The sequence below is a fragment of the Paenisporosarcina sp. TG20 genome (genome assembly GCF_000286315.1).
Lineage (GTDB): Bacteria > Bacillota > Bacilli > Bacillales_A > Planococcaceae > Paenisporosarcina.
In genome coordinates this window covers 1-18,367 of sequence record NZ_ALJG01000296.1, presented here as the reverse complement: position 1 = coordinate 18,367, position 18,367 = coordinate 1, and the positions used below count along the sequence as shown (strand labels likewise).

The following is an 18,367-nucleotide window of genomic DNA, read 5'->3' as shown; positions in this document are numbered from 1 at the left end:
CCCGCTAATCCCGTAGGAGTCGCCGCCTTCCGCTTCAATCAAGTAATGTTTTCGAATTGATCACAAGTGAAAAAGATAACTTAAAAAGAAGAGAGTATATACTTTTTAAGTCCAGAAAGTCTCTAGTACTTTAATTAAAGGAAAAATTCAGTGGTTTGCATCATGAACACTGAAATTCTGGTACGTTAGCTAAGAAAGTATATAAATTTAGGGTACCTTGAAATTGATGTTCATGGTGTTTCTAAGATATAGACACTAACATGCTAAAACGGAATTTCTTTGATGTGACTCTCGTTAATTCGTTTATTTCTTAAATTTAACAAGATTGTGTCTTATAACAATATCGCGATACCCGATTCTAATGCCGGGTTGCGTAATTACTTTATAGGATTAAGCGTACTTTGCCCGGTTTTTCTTACAAGATACCGCTGATTTCGAATTGATCATATTAGAAAACACAACTTAAAAAGAAGGGAGTGCAGAAAGTCACTGGACTTTAAATAATAGAAAAATTCAGTGGTTTGCATCTGAACACTGAAATTCTGGTATTTTTGAACAAGTCTTTCTCTTTTTAGAAATAGCGTAGAAGAAGTATTCCTGCTAGCTTTGTATCGCTCACGATTCCAATGATTGTCACTAAAAATTGAATTCGTTGAAATGATGGAAAAATTCACACTAGTTGATTGAAGCGCAGGTGGCGACTTCGGCGGGAAAAGCATGAGCTGAAGGCCCCGCAGGAACGCAGTGACGAGGAGACTGAAGCCATGCCCGCGAAAAGCGTCCACCATAGCGGAAATTAACGGGTTTCTATGGTCACCCTTCTTAAAAGGACCAGGCGTCCTTTGCCCGGTTTTTCTTATTTTACTCATAGTGCCTGTTAAGGAAAATACGAACTTAGCTTAACGGAGTATTTTATTGTTCGCACACACGAACATATAGTATTGAGTTATTTAACATGATAATCACTTGCTTCAATCTTGGTCTTTCAAATCATAGGATAAATAAAATTGGTTTAATTATTAATCTATGTACAAGACTGGCCGTGCTTCACGCGGCCAGTTTCCTCTCTTGTCAATCAAATAACCCTTATTTAGCCACTACTCTTAAAATAGTTTCTGTATGTTTGTGTTCAAGTACTCGGATACGTTCATTCAAGTTTGCAATCATACGAATTAGTTGTTCCATATGTAATTCCATTTGAATGATGTGATTGGGTGAAGCGTTCATATGGGTGAATTCCTTTCTATTGGAATTAAAAACTTAGGTAACTTAAATGCGGTGCGGTCTACCACTAAGTTCACTAATCATTTAAACTGGCAAACCCTTAAGCTCTTCGTCTGTGAAAACGAAGTCTTCTTTTGCTTGTGACTCTTTTTCCACTAGCAAAAAATCTGAAGAATCTCCTGATTTGGGTTTTGTTTGTAAAAATTGAACTTCATCAACTATTACTTCTGTTACAAAAACACGAATACCATCTTCTTTTTGATAGGACCTTGAATGGATGTGTCCACTTATTCCAACGAGAGATCCCTTCCCACAAAATTTGACAGTGTGTTCAGCGAGTTTCCCCCAGACCGTACAAAGTACGAAATCTGCATCTTCACCTTTTGCATTCTTGTAGGTACGTTGAACTGCTAATACGAAACTTGCTTGCACTCTACCTTCTGATAAATGCTTTAAAACTGGATCTTTTGTCAAACGTCCAATCATCCCAACTTGATTCATTTATTCACCTCCTCCCTACCTCATGAATTCATTGTATATAGACAATTAAATTGTTTGCAAAGTCGCAAAAATTCTTTTTGAGGGTTTTAATGCAGGTGAAAATTCAATTTTGAGAATGCATTATTCTTTAAAAATTCTTATGATTCTATATGTCTGTAAGGATTGATCATGATAGGCAAATTGTAAATTTGCCTATTTTTCTAAAATTTTTAAGGATTGTGATATAATAAGAAGAATTAGAGTTACCTGAAAGGCTGTGAGCTTATTGAAAACCTTTAAATTAATATCCATGGCACTAGTTCAAGGGGACCAAACAATTTCAATTCCACTCATAGATGGCATCATTATTAACCAAGAAAACAGCCACCGTTCTTGGATTTTAGAGATGTATGTGGATAAGAAAGATAGTATATTTTTTGAACAATATAAGATTTCTGGTGAATTGATGGAAATTAAAGCCGTTATTTCGTATCCAGAAAATGAACCCGCAAATTTTGAAGTAGCTGTTTATGCTGTCAAAGAAATTGGGGATTATGTTTCTGTATTGTTTAAGGGGACGTTAAAACGAGTACGTCGAAAATATGCTGAACAACTGCTATCACAACTTATCGCAAATGGATTATCAGGCGAAGAGCTTATAACGCGATTTGAAGACGATATGCGCATGCGACCTCAATTAAATGTTTAATCTTTTTACTTAGATACTTTAACAGTTGATAAAAAAGCTCCTTTTCTCAAATAAATTGAGAGAAGGAGCTTTTTTGTTTTCAAGAATAGTTTGTTGATATCTCTAAAACGAAGTCTCTAATCCAAAGTGTGACAAATAGTTTTTTCGTTTCGTTGCTGTTGGGAGAAGATGTAGCGACTCGACTAGCGTCGGCTTTACAAGTGTGTAATTTGAAGACCTAAATTTAACTAAATAATAATATTATTTGACTCAACACATGTATTTTAGAAAAAAAGCTAATCACCATAGCGGTGATTAGCTTCTTCTGTAGGCTTACTGGGAAGGATTTTTCAATTATTTATCGATTCATGTCGTCTTTACGTACATCTTCTAGAATCTCGTCATCAGTTGTATCACGGTCACGCATTGTGTCATCAGTACCATTACCGTTTCCAGTTCCGTTACCGTTACCATTTTCAGGCAACAAGTCGGCGTCATTATTTTGACCTGCATCATCCAATGGATTTGTATTGTTTGTATCTTCCATTGGGGTTTCATTAGTGTTTTCACGTACATCATTCATAGGGGTTTCATCTACACCCGGCATATCGTCGTTAAAGTTACATCCACCCAATAGCAGAGCACTTAGACCAAATACTACAGTTGGCTTTTTCCACATTAAAAAGTTCCCTCCTTTCAGCAATAGTTCACCACACAAAGTGTGATTTACTATAGGTTACCCGAGAAGAAAAGAACTATCCGACTATGTGTTTTGTTTTTCGTTTAAAATATTTACATGTATGATGATTCATTTTTACATCCATAATCATAATGTGTATTTATTTTTGAACAAAGTTGATTTCCGCTCCATGCGGACGCTTTCCTTGGGGCACGGCTTCAATCTCCTCTGCGCTACAATCAAACGATACTTTTCTGAAATTAACGGATAACAATTAATTATTCGTATTTATTATCTAATTGAGGAGTTGAAATGGACTCAACTAAACATCCGGTTTCGTTATTATGCCCTAAAGTATAAGATATAAATTGAAAGGCATTATATAAATTATTCCGTTTTCTCTGGAACTGGACCAAGTGCAAATAAAATATCAGTTTCACAAGCAATTTCACCGTTAACTGTGGCTACTGCATGTCCTTTTCCCATTGCTCCGCGTAGTTTAACAAATTCAACTTCTAACCGTAGCTGATCGCCAGGCACTACTTGACGTTTGAAACGGCAATTATCGACTCCTGTTAAAAAGGCTAGACGACCTTTATTCTCTTCTTTATTTAATAACGCTACCCCACCTACTTGCGCTAATGCTTCGATAATTAACACACCCGGCATTACTGGATATCCTGGAAAATGTCCATTGAAATAATTTTCATTAATTGAGACGTTTTTTATGCCAACTGCTCGTTTACCATCTTCAATTTCCGTGATACGATCAACGAGCAAGAATGGATACCGATGAGGTAAGATTGCTTGAATTTGTTGTGCTGATAATTCCATAAATATATCCTCCAAGTCTAAATAAAAAGATTGAATTACTATTCTTTACCTGTATAAATATCAATAATGTGCTGCCATGGTTCTAATTTCAAAATATCTTTAGGTGTTCCATCCCCAATATAGCCATAGCCAATCATTAAACCTGCTGCAATCGCACCAACAATTAAGGCTGTTATCAGAATGATACGAAGCCAAATCGGGAATAAACGAATTTGTACCCACCAAGTTTTCTTGGCCTTAACTTCGGCTTTTTCAGCTTTATGCTGTTTCCGATTAGTTGGAGGTGTCGTATTATCCATATGCTGTTCATCTTTCACATCATTCTTCATTCCCGGTTCTCCTTATCATCATGAATTGTTTCAAATGTTGATGCTTGTACTACTAAAAGTAATTTTAGTCGTATAGGTTTTTTAACATTAAGTCATAAAAGGTTTCTTAATTCTTTCCATACATATAAGTCTAGTTATGCCCTCTGCTTAAGTTATCTAGCATAATACCTGTACCAATAGCAACACAACTCATTGGATTTTCAGCAATTAATACCGGTACTTTCAGTTCTTCAGCCAGCAACATATCCATTCCGTGCATTAGAGCGCCACCGCCTGTTAAAGTAACACCACGGTCAATAATATCAGCCGATAGTTCTGGCGGTGTTTTCTCTAAAACATTTTTTGCAGCTAGAACGATCATAGAAATAGATTCACGTAAACATTTTTCGATTTCAGAAGAATTAATCGTAATGGTAAGAGGAAGACCTGATACCATATTTCGGCCACTTATCTCCATTTCCTCATTACGTGCACCTATGAATACTGAACCGATTTTCATCTTAATCTCTTCTGATGTTCGTTCACCAATTAATAGTTTATGTTCGCGTTTTATGTATTGTAGAATGTCATTATCAAACACATCTCCTGCAACTTTAATTGACACAGACGTTACAATATCCCCCATTGATAGAACCGCAATATCTGTTGTACCTCCGCCAATGTCAATAATCATATTGCCACTTGGTTGGAATATGTCCATACCCGCTCCAATTGCTGCTACTTTCGGTTCTTCTTCTAAGTAAACTTTTTTGCCACCAGACTTTTCAGCTGCTTCACGAATCACTTTTTGTTCTACAGTGGTAATGTTTGTTGGGCAACATATTAAAATACGTGGTTTTGAAAAAAAGCCTTTGACTTTCAATTTATCGATAAAGTATTTTAGCATTAACTCTGTTACATCAAAATCAGCGATAACACCGTCTTTAAGTGGTTGTATCACTTCAATATTCCAAGGAGTTCTCCCCACCATTTGCCGTGCTTCTTCCCCTACCGCTAATACTTTTCTAGTTTTGCGGTCTACAGCTACAACTGAAGGCTCGTTTAATACAATTCCTTTACCTTTAACGTGTATTAATACATTTGCAGTGCCTAGATCTATCCCAATATCTTTAGCAAACATTAACCTTAGACTCCCTCCTGCATTGCCGGTTTTATTTTATTTTAGTCGTGCTTTTATATTGTCTCTACTAACTGACAATTCTATCATAGTTAGGGTTTTATTACATCAAATTTTATAAACGAAAAAACGCCATGACATGTATCGTCATGGTGTTTTTTCAGTGTTTTCTTCTTTTTGCTTCCACATCTGTTTCGTTGCTTCGCCACCCCGGATATGTCGGATTGACTTATGATAAGCAAGAATTTGACTTACTTCTTTGGCCAGTGCATCATTCACTAGTGTTAAACGTTCTGTTAAATCTTTGTGCACCGTGCTTTTCGAGTAGCCCGATTTTTTAGCAACCGCGCGTACCGTCAAACCCGTTTCCTGCACTAATTCACCAAGCTCTAGGCATCGTTTCCGGATCTGTTCGTGCAAGACCGCATCCTTCCGTACCGAACGTTTCCTTTAACTTATGCCTTAAATCTTGAAATTAGAACGCTAAATAGTTACGTGGGTTTACAGCTTCACCTTTTTCAAACACTTCGAATTGCAAATGAATACCTGCTGTTGGGTTAAAGTCATTTTCAGTAGCAGTAGCCATCGCCTGTCCCTGTTTAACAACATCACCAGTCTGAACTAAAATTTCACTTACTGAACGGTAACGTGTTATAAGTCCATTTTCATGTTCAAGAACAATTTCGTCACCAAGAAAAGGATCTAAATTTACTTCTTTAACAGTTCCACCCATTACAGCAGATACTTCAAATGGTAAACCATCAATCGAAATCGATACACCATTATTGGTTTCATACGTTTGATTGAATACTAATAGGGAGTTCTCTTGTGTTTCTTCAGTGGCTTCAGTGTCATAAAAATCTTGTAATACTGTCATTTGGTCAAGCATTGCTTCATCAAATGGGAACTTCATGTTTTGGTTTTGAGCTGTAACAGCAACTTGGTTATTTTCATCAGTCACTACTGGTCCTTTTGCAACTTCAGCGTCATCACCGATAAAAGCATTATAGCCCCAAATCATACCGACAAATAATAACGAAAATCCAACGTAAATTGCCGGCCAAAGCCATGTTCTTTTTTTACTTTTTTCATTTGATAGAGAAGGATTTTTAGATTTTTCCTCTCGCATATTCATCACCTCTATTCGCTAGTGTTGTCAGCGATTTAAGGTTTTAAACATCCAACTTGAATAGATTGCAAATTTTTTATTTTTGTTTTTGGATAATAGTGGTTTAAAATAGCTTCTGCGTTACTTTCTTGCTCCGCCATTGCGTTGGCACCGTATTGACTCATCCCTACCCCGTGACCATATCCTTTCGTTGATACGGTAATTAAATTAGGATTGGATGCGTTTATTTCAAAGTCAGTTGATGGTAATCCTAAAATTTCTCTAATTTCACGGCCTGTCCAATCACGTTTGATTGTGCTCATTTTTTCGATTCTTTGTGATTCATTTGGTTTTAACACTAATGCTTTGAAATGATCATCTGTCCAAGAGAAACCAAATGCATCGTTCCATTCCTTAAGTGTAAATATTTTTTTCTGGCTAAACTTAGGTGATAATGTATCCCCTACGCTATCCGTTGAAATCAAATAAGGGATTTCATTTCCACTATAGCCTTGTGCGCTTTCGGTCTTGCCATTACTTGTTGAGAAGAACATTGCAGTAATGAGTTCGTTGTCATAAGTGAGTATTTGTGAGGTTGTTTCAGTAACTGCTTGTGTGATATTTGGTGGAGGTTTGCGTTCGGATGGAGAAATGAACGCCTGATGTGAGATAGTAGGTTTAATAGAAGTTGCTCCGAAGTTTGTTGTCTTTAGGGCAAATGTACGAGCTGCAATAGCTTGTGCTTTGAGAGCCTCTATATTGAAGGTAGAGGGCATTTCCGCTTGAACCACACCCATAATGTATTGTTCTAACTCAAGTGGCTTATCAAGACCTTCTACGCTAATCATAACTGGTGGACAAGCGCTAGAGTTTACAGGAGTTGACTCAATAGCTTTTGGTGGGATTTTTTTTATTATCTCCAGTGGCAGTAGGAATAAACAGAGACATGCGATTACTATAACTAAGTATCTCATGCAAAGAATATATGTCCAAGATCCGCTATATATGAAAAGTTATAATGTTGATATTGGTATTATTTAAAGTAGTGTTACTTAAGTTTTTATCAACCGCCACTTATTTATTAATAAATCACTAGGGATGACTCTAGTTAATGTTTAACGTTGATTTATTTATTTCGAACATAGATATTAATTCTTGAACTAAAAAAGATATTATTCACGTTTAGCTTTTATCTCGTTAACACGTACTTAGATTTCCAACGAATTAATTTACTCGAAACCCAGTCTTCCCATAGCATAAAACCCGACACTAAACTAATCATGTAACATCGATTTTTCTTAGATTAGTTTTCGTCCACTCATTGATGTTTTTCATCCACTCATCGGTGTTTCCGTCCACTCATCGACTGTTTCCGTCCACTCATCGGTGTTTTCCGTCCACTCATCAGCACTTTTCGTCCACTCACAACTGTTTTTCGTCCACTCAGCTATTTAAGTGAGATATTCTTGTTAAATTGTTAAAATATTTTCCATAATGGACTACCTTACTCGAAACCTAGTTTTCGTCCACTCATTGATGTTTTTCATCCACTCATCGACTGATTCCGTCCACTCATCAGTGTTTTCCGTCCACTCATCAGCACTTTTCGTCCACTCACAACTGTTTTTCGTCCACTCAGTTATTTTAGTGAGATATTCTTGTTAAATTGTTTAAATATTTTCCAAAATGGACTACCTTACTCGAAACTTTTGCTAGCTGAACTCATAATTCTACTTAAATTAGTTTTCGCTCACTCTTTACCTGTTTCCGCTCACTCATCAACTGCTGTTTTCGCTCACTTAATACTACTTTTCTCTCACTCAATCCTTGTTTTCGCTCACTCAGAAAGTTTATAGGTAATATCACTTCTTTTTATATTGTGCTTTTCTCAATAGCATAAACTCTAAATCTATTTCAAGGTATTTAATTATAATTTAGAGAAGATACTAATATTAAACAGACGATTTCTTATCTTTGCCCAGTTCAGTTGGAGGCGCATATCTTGTAAGTTAGAATAATTATCGAAATTCCTTTGTCAATCAACATAGCAAAGGTGTAAAAATACAACGAAAAAAAAAGCGACATCTTGGTATAAGATGTCGCTTTTTGGTATATGATGATATAGGCAATAAATAAATTAAACCGTTTGCATTATTTTCTCATCTGATGATTGAGAAGAAACACGTTCTATGTCTGCGCCAAGGCCTGCTAATTTCAAGTGAAAGTCCACATAACCGCGATCTAAGTGGTAGATCTCAGTTACACGTGTTATGCCTTCTGAAGCCAATCCAGCTAGGATTAGGGCTGCAGCTGCACGCAGGTCAGTTGAGGCCACCTCAGCGCCTTGTAGGTCAGATGGTCCTTGCATGATTACGGAACGTCCATCAATCTTAATTTTACCGTTCATTCGACGAAATTCTTCTACATGCATAAATCGATTTTCAAATACTGTTTCAGTGAGTACGCCTGTTCCTTTTGCGGTTAGCATTAGGGCCATTATTTGAGATTGCATATCAGTAGGGAAGCCTGGATGCGGCATTGTTTTGATATCAACTGATTTTAAAGATGAGGTTCCACGAACACGAAGTCCATCTTCCTCTTCAGTAATTTGAACTCCCATTTCCTTCATCTTCGCAATTAGTGCAGTCATATGTTCAGGAATTGCGTTCTCAATGATTACATCGCCTCTTGTGATAGCTGCAGCAACCATAAATGTACCAGCTTCAATACGGTCGGGTATTATGTGGTGAACTGTACCTTCAAGTTCATAAACACCCTCGATACGAATTGTATCTGTCCCAGCACCAATGATCCGTCCACCCATTTCATTAATGAAGTTCGCTAAATCTACAATTTCAGGTTCTTTTGCTGCATTTTCAAGAATTGTTGTTCCTTCTGCTAACGCAGCAGCTGACATGATGTTTTCAGTAGCTCCTACACTTGGATAATCCAAATAAATTTTAGCACCTTTTAATCGTCCATTCGTTTTAGCTTCTACAAATCCATGACCGAATGAAATTTCTGCTCCCATCGCTTCGAAACCTTTTAAGTGTTGATCGATAGGTCGTGATCCAATTGCACAACCACCAGGAAGTGCAATTCGTGCAAATCCATTACGTGCTAAAATCGGTCCCATAACTAGGATAGATGCACGCATTTTTCGTACGTATTCAAATTGAGCTTCATTAGACAAAGTTCCGGATGAATCGATGATGACTTCGTTTCTTTTAGGAAAGTATTCAACTGAAGCGCCTAGGCTCTTCAAGACTTCATTAATCGTGTAAACGTCTGCTAAATTAGCTACGTCACGAATAATGTTTTTTCCTTTTGATGCTAAAAGAGCTCCTGCTAGAACAGGTAATACAGCATTTTTCGCACCCTCTACACGCACTTTCCCCGTTAATTTGCGACCGCCTTTTACAATAATTTTATCCAATAGATTGACCCTCCATGTTATCTATAATTGTTTTTCTATATATGTCATTTCAACCGTTTGATGTTAGTTGTTAGGGATGAAAAACAGTTTTCTGGTACAGTTATTTTGTGTATTACACAAGTGCCTATTCCCTCGTTTTAGATAAATAAAAATTGGTTTTTCTTATATCATACGTTGTTATCTAATCCTTTGTGTGGGTCTATTTGAAACTAGTCGAAACTATTTAAAACTATTATAAAACGAACTGTATACTACTGTGTTCCCAATTATAATAGTTTAAAACATTCTTCGACATATTATTTCCCGGGCAATAACACCTAAATAAATAGATAGCTAGCTATTTAAAAAAGAAATGGTAGTTGTCTTGACCAGTTAGACATTGATAAGAAAAAGTTTGAAACTGAAGAACCAATCGCAACACTTAGTAAAATATATAATAATTGCACTTGAAAAACACGTTGGATTTTGACGATTTTCTCTAACATAACTGCACGTAGTGCATAGAATGTAATTCCAATAAAGAAAGTGTGTGATAAAATCCCGAGAACCGCTTGTTGACCGAATTCATTAAACATACTATCGGTTCCTTTCATTAGTAAAATTAAAACAATCTTTAACTAGCTTTTGTATATTAGTAAATTCTATTCTATCAAGTTTTTCAAAACAGTGACAGATGTAGGTATAAATTAAAAAGGATTTATAGCTACATCCAACACCGTTTAAAATATCACCAATGTTTATTATTGTATCATTTAATACTGGTGACGTCATATACATATTTTACTAAAGTATTAAAATCTTCATAGTGTTAAAGTATTAATTTCCAGGTTTTATTTTCCGGAAAATTATCTAAAGGTTATTTCTAATTAAAAAACGAGCCAAAGAGATAATTCTCTTTGACTCGACAATTTTATCTAGATGTTTCCCTCATAAACGTTAATACGATTCATTGCTCGTTTTAAAGAAAGTTCTGCTCGCTTTAGGTCAACGTCGTCCTTTTTTGATAAGTTTAGACGTTCTTCAGCACGTTTCACTGATTCTTTAGCACGATTTAAATCGATGGTTGAAGAGACTTCAGCCGCTTGAGCTAAGATTGATACTTGGTCTGGACGGACTTCTAGAAAACCACCGCTTACTGCGATTAGTTCTTGTTGTCCATCAGTTTTCAATTGAATAGCACCCACTCTAAGTGGCGCAACCATTGGAATGTGACCAGGTAACACACCGATTTCACCAGATGTTGTGTTGGCTATAATCAAGTTGACTTCGGAATCGTATACCGGGCCGTCGGGAGTGACAATATTGACTTTGATGGTCTTCATTTTTTCCCCTCCTGGTCCCTGTAATTAAACTTCAACGCCCATTTTTTTAGCTTTTTCAATAACTTCTTCAATACGTCCAACTAAACGGAACGCGTCTTCAGGTAAATGGTCGTATTTGCCTTCAAGAATTTGTTTGAATCCTTGAACTGTTTCTTTAACTGGTACATACGAACCTTTTTGACCTGTGAATTGTTCTGCTACATGGAAATTTTGTGATAAGTAGAACTGAATACGACGTGCACGATTAACTGTTTGCTTGTCTTCATCAGATAACTCATCCATTCCAAGAATCGCAATGATATCTTGAAGTTCTTTGTAGCGTTGAAGAGTTACTTGAACTTGGCGTGCTAAATCGTAGTGCTCTTGTCCAACAATTTCAGGTGTTAATGCACGTGAAGTTGATGCCAAAGGATCTACTGCTGGGTAAATACCCATTTCAGATAACTTACGCTCTAAGTTTGTTGTTGCGTCTAAGTGAGCAAATGTTGTTGCTGGAGCTGGATCCGTGTAGTCATCTGCAGGAACGTAAATTGCTTGAATTGACGTTACCGAACCTAAGTTAGTTGACGTGATACGCTCTTGCAATTGACCCATTTCTGTAGCTAGTGTTGGTTGGTAACCAACTGCTGATGGCATACGACCTAGTAAGGCAGATACCTCAGAACCTGCTTGAGTGAAACGGAAAATATTATCAATGAACAATAGTACATCTGCACCCTGATCATCTCGGAAATACTCAGCCATTGTCAAACCAGTCAATGCAACACGCATACGTGCGCCAGGCGGCTCATTCATTTGACCAAATACCATTGCTGTTTTCTTGATTACACCGGATTCGCTCATCTCATGGAATAAATCATTACCCTCACGAGTTCGCTCTCCAACACCTGCGAATACCGAAATACCGCCGTGCTCTTGTGCAAGGTTGTTAATTAGTTCTTGAATTAAAACAGTTTTACCTACACCGGCACCACCGAATAGACCAATTTTACCACCTTTAATGTATGGAGCTAATAAGTCTACTACTTTGATACCTGTTTCAAGAATCTCAACTTCAGTTGAAAGTTGGTCAAAAGTTGGTGCTAGGCGGTGAATTGGATCACGGCGATTTGCAGCTGGGATCTCTTCTCCTAAGTCAATTACTTCTCCAAGTACATTGAATACACGACCTAAAGTGACGTCACCAACCGGAACGGTGATTGCCGAAGCAGTATCGATAACTTCCTCGCCACGTTTCAAACCATCTGTAGATGACATAGCAACTGTACGGACAGAGTCATCCCCAAGGTGTAACGCAACTTCAAGAGTTAACGTTGATACAGCTTGATTGGGACGTTCAATTGTAACTGTCAAAGCATTATATATTGCTGGTAAGTGTCCATTATCAAACTTTACGTCGACAACGGGACCCATTACTTGAAGAACGTGTCCTTTGTTCATACTTGTTCCCTCCTGTCTTACTATTCTAGAGCCGCTACTCCGCCGACGATTTCCGTAATTTCTTGGGTAATCGCAGCTTGACGTGCACGGTTAAATTGTAATGTTAATGAGCTAATCAATTCACTAGCGTTATCGGTAGCACTCTTCATTGCCGTCATACGTGCAGCATGTTCACTTGCTTTTCCGTCTAGTAGAGCGCCGTAAATCAAGCTTTCCGCATATTCTGGCAGTAACACTTCCAGAATCCCTTCTGCTGAAGGTTCGAATTCATATGAAGCAGTTGCACTTGATTTAGCGATATCAGTTAACGGTAGCACCTTTTTCTCAGTAACGTCTAGTTGAACGGCGCTAACAAAATGGTTGTAGTACATATAAAGTTCATCATACGTACCTTCCGTGAACATACCAACAGCTTTGTGTGCAATTTCCTTAATATCAGAAAAAGACGGTTGGTCAGGTAAAGCGACCATGCTTTCAATGACAGTAAGACCGCGTTTCGTGAAATAATCACGACCGATACGTCCAACTGCAAAGATTACAAATTGATCATTTGATGTATGACGTTCACGGATTGCATTTGATACAGCACGAAGAATATTACTGTTGTATGCACCCGCAAGTCCACGGTCAGATGTGATAACAAGATAAGCAGTTTTAGCAACAGGACGATACGTCAACATTGGATGTCCCGTGTTTTGTGTGCCTGAAGCTATTGCTACTACGACTTCTTGAATTTTTGACATATACGGAACGAATGATTTCGCATTCAATTCAGCACGGTTCAATTTAGAAGCCGAGACCATTTGCATTGCTCTTGTGATTTGGCTCGTTTTCTTTGTAGATGTTATTCGGCTTTTTATGTCGCGTAATGATGCCACTGGTATTTCACCACCTTATTGTTTTTTGTTCACCCCAAAAGATTACTCTGACTGTGCAAATGTCTTTTTAAACGCTGAAATCGCATTTACTAAGTCTTCTTCAGCAGGTAGATCTTTCGTTGTACGGATGTGATCTAAAACATTAGTGTGGTTTGAATCTAACCAGCTGTAGAATTCATTCTCAAAACGAGTAATGTCTTGAAGTGGAATATCGTCTAAGTGACCACGTGTTAGAGCGTAAAGAATCATAACTTGTTTTTCAACCTTGATTGGTTTATTCAAGTCTTGTTTCAATACTTCTACTATACGTACACCACGGTTAAGTTTTCCTTGTGTTGCTTTATCTAGGTCAGAACCGAATTGAGCAAATGCTTCAAGTTCACGGAAAGAAGCTAAGTCAAGACGTAGCGTACCCGCAACTTTTTTCATTGCTTTAATTTGAGCTGATCCACCAACACGTGATACAGAAAGACCCGCATTGATTGCTGGTCGAACACCGGCAAAGAATAAATCCGATTGTAAGAAAATCTGACCATCTGTAATCGAAATTACGTTTGTTGGAATGTATGCAGAAATATCTCCTGCTTGTGTTTCAACAAATGGAAGTGCTGTAATCGAACCTGCACCAAGTGATTCGTTCAACTTAGCAGCACGTTCTAATAAACGACTGTGTAAGTAGAAAACATCCCCTGGATATGCTTCACGGCCTGGAGGACGACGAAGTAATAATGAAAGTTCACGATAAGCAGCTGCTTGTTTTGATAAATCATCATAAACAACCAATACATGTTTGCCTTCAAACATAAACTCTTCAGCCATTGTAATACCTGTGTATGGAGCCAAGAACAATAGAGGAGCTGGTTGTGATGCTGAAGCTGTAACAACGATTGTGTATTCTAGTGCTCCATTTTTACGAAGCGTTTCAACTACGTTACGCACTGTCGATTCTTTTTGACCGATTGCTACGTAAATACAAATCATATCTTGGTCGGCTTGGTTTAAGATTGTATCGATGGCAACAGCAGTTTTACCTGTTTGACGGTCACCGATAATTAACTCACGTTGACCACGACCAATTGGAACTAACGCATCAATTGCTTTAATACCTGTTTGTAATGGCTCATGAACCGATTTACGGGCCATAACACCTTGTGCAGGGCTTTCAATTGGACGAGATTTTGTAGAATTGATTGGGCCCAAACCATCCACTGGTTGACCAAGTGGGTTGACAACACGACCAATCAATTCTGGTCCTACTGGTACTTCCATAATACGGCCTGTACGACGTACTTCATCGCCTTCTTTGATATCTGCATATGGTCCTAGAATAACGATACCTACGTTATTAGCTTCTAAGTTTTGTGCCATACCCATAACACCGGTAGAGAATTCAACTAACTCTCCAGCCATGACGTTGTCGAGACCATGAGCTCGAGCAATACCGTCACCAATTTGGATAACTGTACCCACGTCGCTAACTTTCATCTCAGATTGATAATTTTCAATCTGTTTCTTAATCAGGACACTGATTTCTTCAGCTTTGATGCTCATGTATGTCACCTCTTTCTTATATTATTAACCAATTAGTTGTTTCTTCAAGCGGTCTAACTTCGCACTAACACTACTATCGAAAATTCTGTTACCAATTTGAAGACGAATACCACCAAGTAAAGTAGGATCGATTATGTTTTCAATACGCAACGATTTTTTCCCAACTTTTAGTGAAAATGCAGAAGAAATTGCTTCTCTTTCTTCATCAGATAAAGGACGTGTTGAATATACTTTAGCATTAGCAATACCAAGTGCATCGTTTGAAAGTACTTCAAATTCAGTTGCGACTGCAACCGTTTCATTAATACGTTTTTTGTCAATAAGCACTTGCAAAGTGTTAACTATAAATAGATTCGCTTCGCCAAATAATTCACGAATGATCTCTTTTTTTCGCTCTAAAGAAAGTTTTGGGGAATCAAGCAATGCTAGCAATTCTCTGTTCTCTTTAAAAACAACCTTAACTTCCCTTAAATCTTCTGCTACCTGAGCAAGTTGGTTATGTTCTTGTGCTAGTTGAAATAAGGCAAGGGCATAAGGTTTCGCTGCAGTTGATTTACTCATCCTGCATCGCCTGCCTTAGCAATCGTTTCTTCGATCAATGCACGGTTATCTTCCTCAGAAATTTGTTTTCCAAGAACTTTAGATGCAGCAAGTATAGATAAAGAAACAACTTGTCCACGAACTGCTGCGATTGCATTATCTTTTTCTGTTTCAATTTCACGAACAGCTGATTCCTTCAAACGATTAGCTTCAGCTTGTGCAACTGTAAGGATTTCTCCACGTTGTACCTCACCTTGCTTCTTGGCGTTTTCAACAATCGCTTGTGCTTCTGTACGTGCTTCTTTTAATAGAGCACGTTGTTCTTCTAACAATTTCTCTGACTCTAAGCGACTATTTTCAGTTGCTTCGATTTCACTTGCAATTAATTCTTCACGTTGTTTCATTATGCCCATCAACGGACCCCATGCGAATTTTTTCAGCAAGACCATCAAAATGATGAAAATAATTAACGTAGCAAAGATATCACCAGTATTTAAAAATTTCACTTCACCTTCAGTGGCATTCAGTACGAGGTAATCCAAAAACACGATTGTTTCACTCCCTTCCAGACCTCTATTCTTTATGTGTTTCTAAATAGACGTTATTTCTATATTAGGTAACTCAATACTAATTTTCCAAAAATGAAAAGCGAAGAATCGTCAAAGATAAACTTCGCCATTTTCACTATTCACTTAAGATTATTGGCCTAATGCGATAAACGCGATTACTGCCGCGATAATTGGAAGTGCCTCAACTAATGCAACACCGATAAACATTGTTGTTTGAAGTACACCACGAGCTTCTGGTTGACGAGCGATACCTTCAACTGTTTTTGAAACGATCATTCCGTTACCAATACCTGCACCAAGTGCTCCTAAACCGATTGCGATAGCTGCTGCTAATAAACCTACTGAACCTACCATTATAAAATTTCCTCCTTGGAATATCTTTTTTTTTTTGTATTATTTGTTCAATTAAATGAACAGTATATTAATGGTCGCGGCTCACTTTATGTGCCATATAAACCATTGTTAACATAACGAAGATAAACGATTGGATTGCTCCAATGAAAATCGAGAAACCTTGCCACGCTAGTGTTGGAGCTATAACTCCGAAGAACCCTAAATAAGTTGCTCCACCTATACCGGCTAATAAACCGAGTAGGATTTCACCTGCATAGATATTTCCGTAAAGACGCAAACCAAGTGTCAATGTATTAGCGAACTCTTCAATAACTTTTAAAGGTGCTAAGAAAGGTAGAGGTCTTAAAAAGTCCTTACCATATTCTTTGATGCCTTTCATTTGTATTGCGTAGAAATGCGTTAAAACTACGACCATTACGGCAAGTGTCATCGCAACTAGCGGGTCAGCTGTTGGTGACTTCCACCAAAGCTCGCCTTGGATTACGATTGCGAATGGAATTCCTAACATGTTTGCCACAAAGATAAACATAATTAGTGTAATTCCAAGTACATGGAATCTACCTCCTGTACCCCAGTCCATATTGCTTTTGATAATCCCTTTTACGAAGTCCATAATCCACTCCATAAAGTTTTGCATACCGGTTGGTTTCAAGCTTAACCTACGTGTTGATATTACAGCAATTAACAAAACAATTATTGCGGTAATCAATAACATCATAACGTTCGATAGATTAAAAGTTAGACCAAGCCATACAATGGTTGGATTCTCATGATGCACGATACATTCACCTCTCTTTCACAATTCGATTAATAGTGTTTTACATGGTATACAATTCTGTCTACAAGTAAGTATGCATATGGAATCATCAACCCAATGACTGTGCTAATTAAATGAATATGTTCAGAAAGGGACATGGCAACAGCAACAGCTGCTATACCTGATGCAAACCTGATAGCAGTGCCGAGTGATCTGACTGTCTTTCCTTCATCTATATAGCGGTCGAATTTTTCCAAACGTCGTACGAGGATCCAAAAATTATATAAACCAAACAGCGCGCCCAATGATAAGCCTGCAAATACCGATTGGAAAGGTGTAAAACCCCAGCCGAGTGCACAAAAAGCGAGCAAATAAATCACTAATTTCTTTTGTCTTGCGTAAACTTCCTGCAAATCTTGCATAGTTATGTATCCCCCAACTCGCATTTCGAATGGACAGTATTATCTGTTTTCCGGTTTTTAGACCATTGAACAGACACAGTACTTAAAATAACTGGGAGGTGACTATTCTTCTGTCAATTCACAAACATATGCATTCATCCGGTTAAAAAGAAGATACAACAAGATTAGAGAGTATTGCCGTATACAAGGGCTAAAACAGACATCTTGTTATAAACCGAATGATTGATTCTTCACTTTAAACTGTTTTTAAAACCTATATATCTATAAAAAGTGGCTACGACAAGGTTTTAAAGCTTTCCTGTATACTGAAAGCCCTCTCATTTATATCCTTTGTAAGCATACAATAGGGCTAAAATGATGTCAATTGATTCCCATGAAAAACTTCTTAAAGTCTACATGGTCGTCATATTGTCGACAAATTCATATTAAAAGGTAGAATTTGGACGAATCAAGATGCTAAAAACAGGATTGTTTTAGCTTGCTTTTCTACTACTTTCTAAGAAAAACCGGGCAAAGTGCGCCCGGTCCTTTTAAGAAGGGTCACCATAGAAACCCATTTATTTTCGCTACGGTGGACGCTTTTCGCGGGCATGGCTTCAGTCTCCTCGTCACTGCGTTCCTGCGGGGCCTTCAGCTCAT

Annotated in this window: 21 protein-coding genes; 1 reads left to right on the top strand and 20 read right to left on the bottom strand. The window is 37.7% G+C overall.

The genetic code is table 11. The features are described 5' to 3' along the window. Nucleotides 1–1,086: 1,086 nt before the first annotated feature. The gene (locus B371_RS23770; RefSeq protein WP_019414246.1) at nucleotides 1,087–1,227 is read right to left on the bottom strand and encodes a hypothetical protein; all 141 of its coding nucleotides are present in this window, start codon (nucleotides 1,225–1,227) and stop codon (nucleotides 1,087–1,089) included. A gap of 81 nt (nucleotides 1,228–1,308) precedes the next feature. Continuing rightward, nucleotides 1,309–1,725, bottom strand: a complete 417-nt coding sequence (locus tag B371_RS0110365) for a single-stranded DNA-binding protein (RefSeq protein WP_019414245.1) — start codon at nucleotides 1,723–1,725, stop codon at nucleotides 1,309–1,311. A gap of 265 nt (nucleotides 1,726–1,990) precedes the next feature. Between B371_RS0110365 and B371_RS0110360 the strand changes: the two genes are divergently transcribed. After that, nucleotides 1,991–2,413 (top strand): YwpF family protein, encoded by a 423-nt coding sequence (locus tag B371_RS0110360; protein WP_019414244.1) that lies wholly within the window; start codon nucleotides 1,991–1,993, stop codon nucleotides 2,411–2,413. Nucleotides 2,414–2,750: 337 nt separating this feature from the next. On the opposite strand, the gene B371_RS0110355 is transcribed toward B371_RS0110360, so the two are convergent. The 18 genes from B371_RS0110355 to B371_RS0110270 form a co-directional block, all read right to left on the bottom strand. Continuing rightward, the gene (locus B371_RS0110355; RefSeq protein WP_019414243.1) at nucleotides 2,751–3,071 is read right to left on the bottom strand and encodes a hypothetical protein; all 321 of its coding nucleotides are present in this window, start codon (nucleotides 3,069–3,071) and stop codon (nucleotides 2,751–2,753) included. A 387-nt stretch (nucleotides 3,072–3,458) separates the two neighbouring features. Continuing rightward, on the bottom strand, nucleotides 3,459–3,905 hold the full coding sequence (gene fabZ / locus B371_RS0110350; RefSeq protein ID WP_019414242.1) for a 3-hydroxyacyl-ACP dehydratase FabZ: 447 nt from the start codon (nucleotides 3,903–3,905) through the stop codon (nucleotides 3,459–3,461). Nucleotides 3,906–3,943: 38 nt separating this feature from the next. Next, a complete protein-coding gene (locus tag B371_RS0110345) occupies nucleotides 3,944–4,234 on the bottom strand; it encodes a DNA-directed RNA polymerase subunit beta (protein WP_019414241.1) in 291 nt (96 codons plus the stop codon). A gap of 130 nt (nucleotides 4,235–4,364) precedes the next feature. Beyond that, the gene (locus B371_RS0110340) at nucleotides 4,365–5,354 is read right to left on the bottom strand and encodes a rod shape-determining protein (RefSeq protein WP_019414240.1); all 990 of its coding nucleotides are present in this window, start codon (nucleotides 5,352–5,354) and stop codon (nucleotides 4,365–4,367) included. A 144-nt stretch (nucleotides 5,355–5,498) separates the two neighbouring features. Continuing rightward, a complete protein-coding gene (locus tag B371_RS0110335; RefSeq protein ID WP_019414239.1) occupies nucleotides 5,499–5,771 on the bottom strand; it encodes a sporulation transcriptional regulator SpoIIID in 273 nt (90 codons plus the stop codon). A 55-nt stretch (nucleotides 5,772–5,826) separates the two neighbouring features. Then, a complete protein-coding gene (locus B371_RS0110330) occupies nucleotides 5,827–6,480 on the bottom strand; it encodes a M23 family metallopeptidase (RefSeq protein WP_019414238.1) in 654 nt (217 codons plus the stop codon). 35 nt (nucleotides 6,481–6,515) lie between these two features. Continuing rightward, a complete protein-coding gene (locus B371_RS0110325) occupies nucleotides 6,516–7,433 on the bottom strand; it encodes a SpoIID/LytB domain-containing protein (RefSeq protein WP_026023021.1) in 918 nt (305 codons plus the stop codon). A 1,163-nt stretch (nucleotides 7,434–8,596) separates the two neighbouring features. After that, nucleotides 8,597–9,895 (bottom strand): UDP-N-acetylglucosamine 1-carboxyvinyltransferase, encoded by a 1,299-nt coding sequence (gene murA, locus B371_RS0110320; RefSeq protein ID WP_019414235.1) that lies wholly within the window; start codon nucleotides 9,893–9,895, stop codon nucleotides 8,597–8,599. Between the two features lie 341 nt (nucleotides 9,896–10,236). After that, complete coding sequence (locus B371_RS0110315) at nucleotides 10,237–10,470, bottom strand: DUF1146 family protein (protein ID WP_019414234.1); 234 nt, start codon at nucleotides 10,468–10,470, stop codon at nucleotides 10,237–10,239. 339 nt (nucleotides 10,471–10,809) lie between these two features. After that, the gene (locus B371_RS0110310) at nucleotides 10,810–11,217 is read right to left on the bottom strand and encodes a F0F1 ATP synthase subunit epsilon (RefSeq protein WP_019414233.1); all 408 of its coding nucleotides are present in this window, start codon (nucleotides 11,215–11,217) and stop codon (nucleotides 10,810–10,812) included. Nucleotides 11,218–11,241: 24 nt separating this feature from the next. Next, complete coding sequence (atpD, locus tag B371_RS0110305) at nucleotides 11,242–12,657, bottom strand: F0F1 ATP synthase subunit beta (RefSeq protein WP_019414232.1); 1,416 nt, start codon at nucleotides 12,655–12,657, stop codon at nucleotides 11,242–11,244. Between the two features lie 20 nt (nucleotides 12,658–12,677). Further along, the gene (atpG, locus tag B371_RS0110300) at nucleotides 12,678–13,535 is read right to left on the bottom strand and encodes an ATP synthase F1 subunit gamma (RefSeq protein ID WP_019414231.1); all 858 of its coding nucleotides are present in this window, start codon (nucleotides 13,533–13,535) and stop codon (nucleotides 12,678–12,680) included. A 42-nt stretch (nucleotides 13,536–13,577) separates the two neighbouring features. After that, a complete protein-coding gene (gene atpA, locus B371_RS0110295) occupies nucleotides 13,578–15,086 on the bottom strand; it encodes a F0F1 ATP synthase subunit alpha (RefSeq protein ID WP_019414230.1) in 1,509 nt (502 codons plus the stop codon). A 24-nt stretch (nucleotides 15,087–15,110) separates the two neighbouring features. Then, complete coding sequence (locus tag B371_RS0110290; protein ID WP_019414229.1) at nucleotides 15,111–15,647, bottom strand: F0F1 ATP synthase subunit delta; 537 nt, start codon at nucleotides 15,645–15,647, stop codon at nucleotides 15,111–15,113. Continuing rightward, on the bottom strand, nucleotides 15,644–16,174 hold the full coding sequence (atpF, locus tag B371_RS0110285; RefSeq protein WP_019414228.1) for a F0F1 ATP synthase subunit B: 531 nt from the start codon (nucleotides 16,172–16,174) through the stop codon (nucleotides 15,644–15,646). The genes B371_RS0110290 and atpF overlap by 4 nt, the downstream gene beginning before the upstream one ends. 150 nt (nucleotides 16,175–16,324) lie before the next feature. Further along, nucleotides 16,325–16,549, bottom strand: a complete 225-nt coding sequence (gene atpE / locus B371_RS0110280; RefSeq protein WP_019414227.1) for a F0F1 ATP synthase subunit C — start codon at nucleotides 16,547–16,549, stop codon at nucleotides 16,325–16,327. 67 nt (nucleotides 16,550–16,616) lie between these two features. Next, nucleotides 16,617–17,327, bottom strand: coding sequence for a F0F1 ATP synthase subunit A (atpB, locus tag B371_RS0110275; protein WP_019414226.1), 711 nt, complete (start codon nucleotides 17,325–17,327; stop codon nucleotides 16,617–16,619). Nucleotides 17,328–17,356: 29 nt separating this feature from the next. Continuing rightward, complete coding sequence (locus tag B371_RS0110270; protein ID WP_019414225.1) at nucleotides 17,357–17,728, bottom strand: ATP synthase subunit I; 372 nt, start codon at nucleotides 17,726–17,728, stop codon at nucleotides 17,357–17,359. Nucleotides 17,729–18,367: the final 639 nt, after the last annotated feature.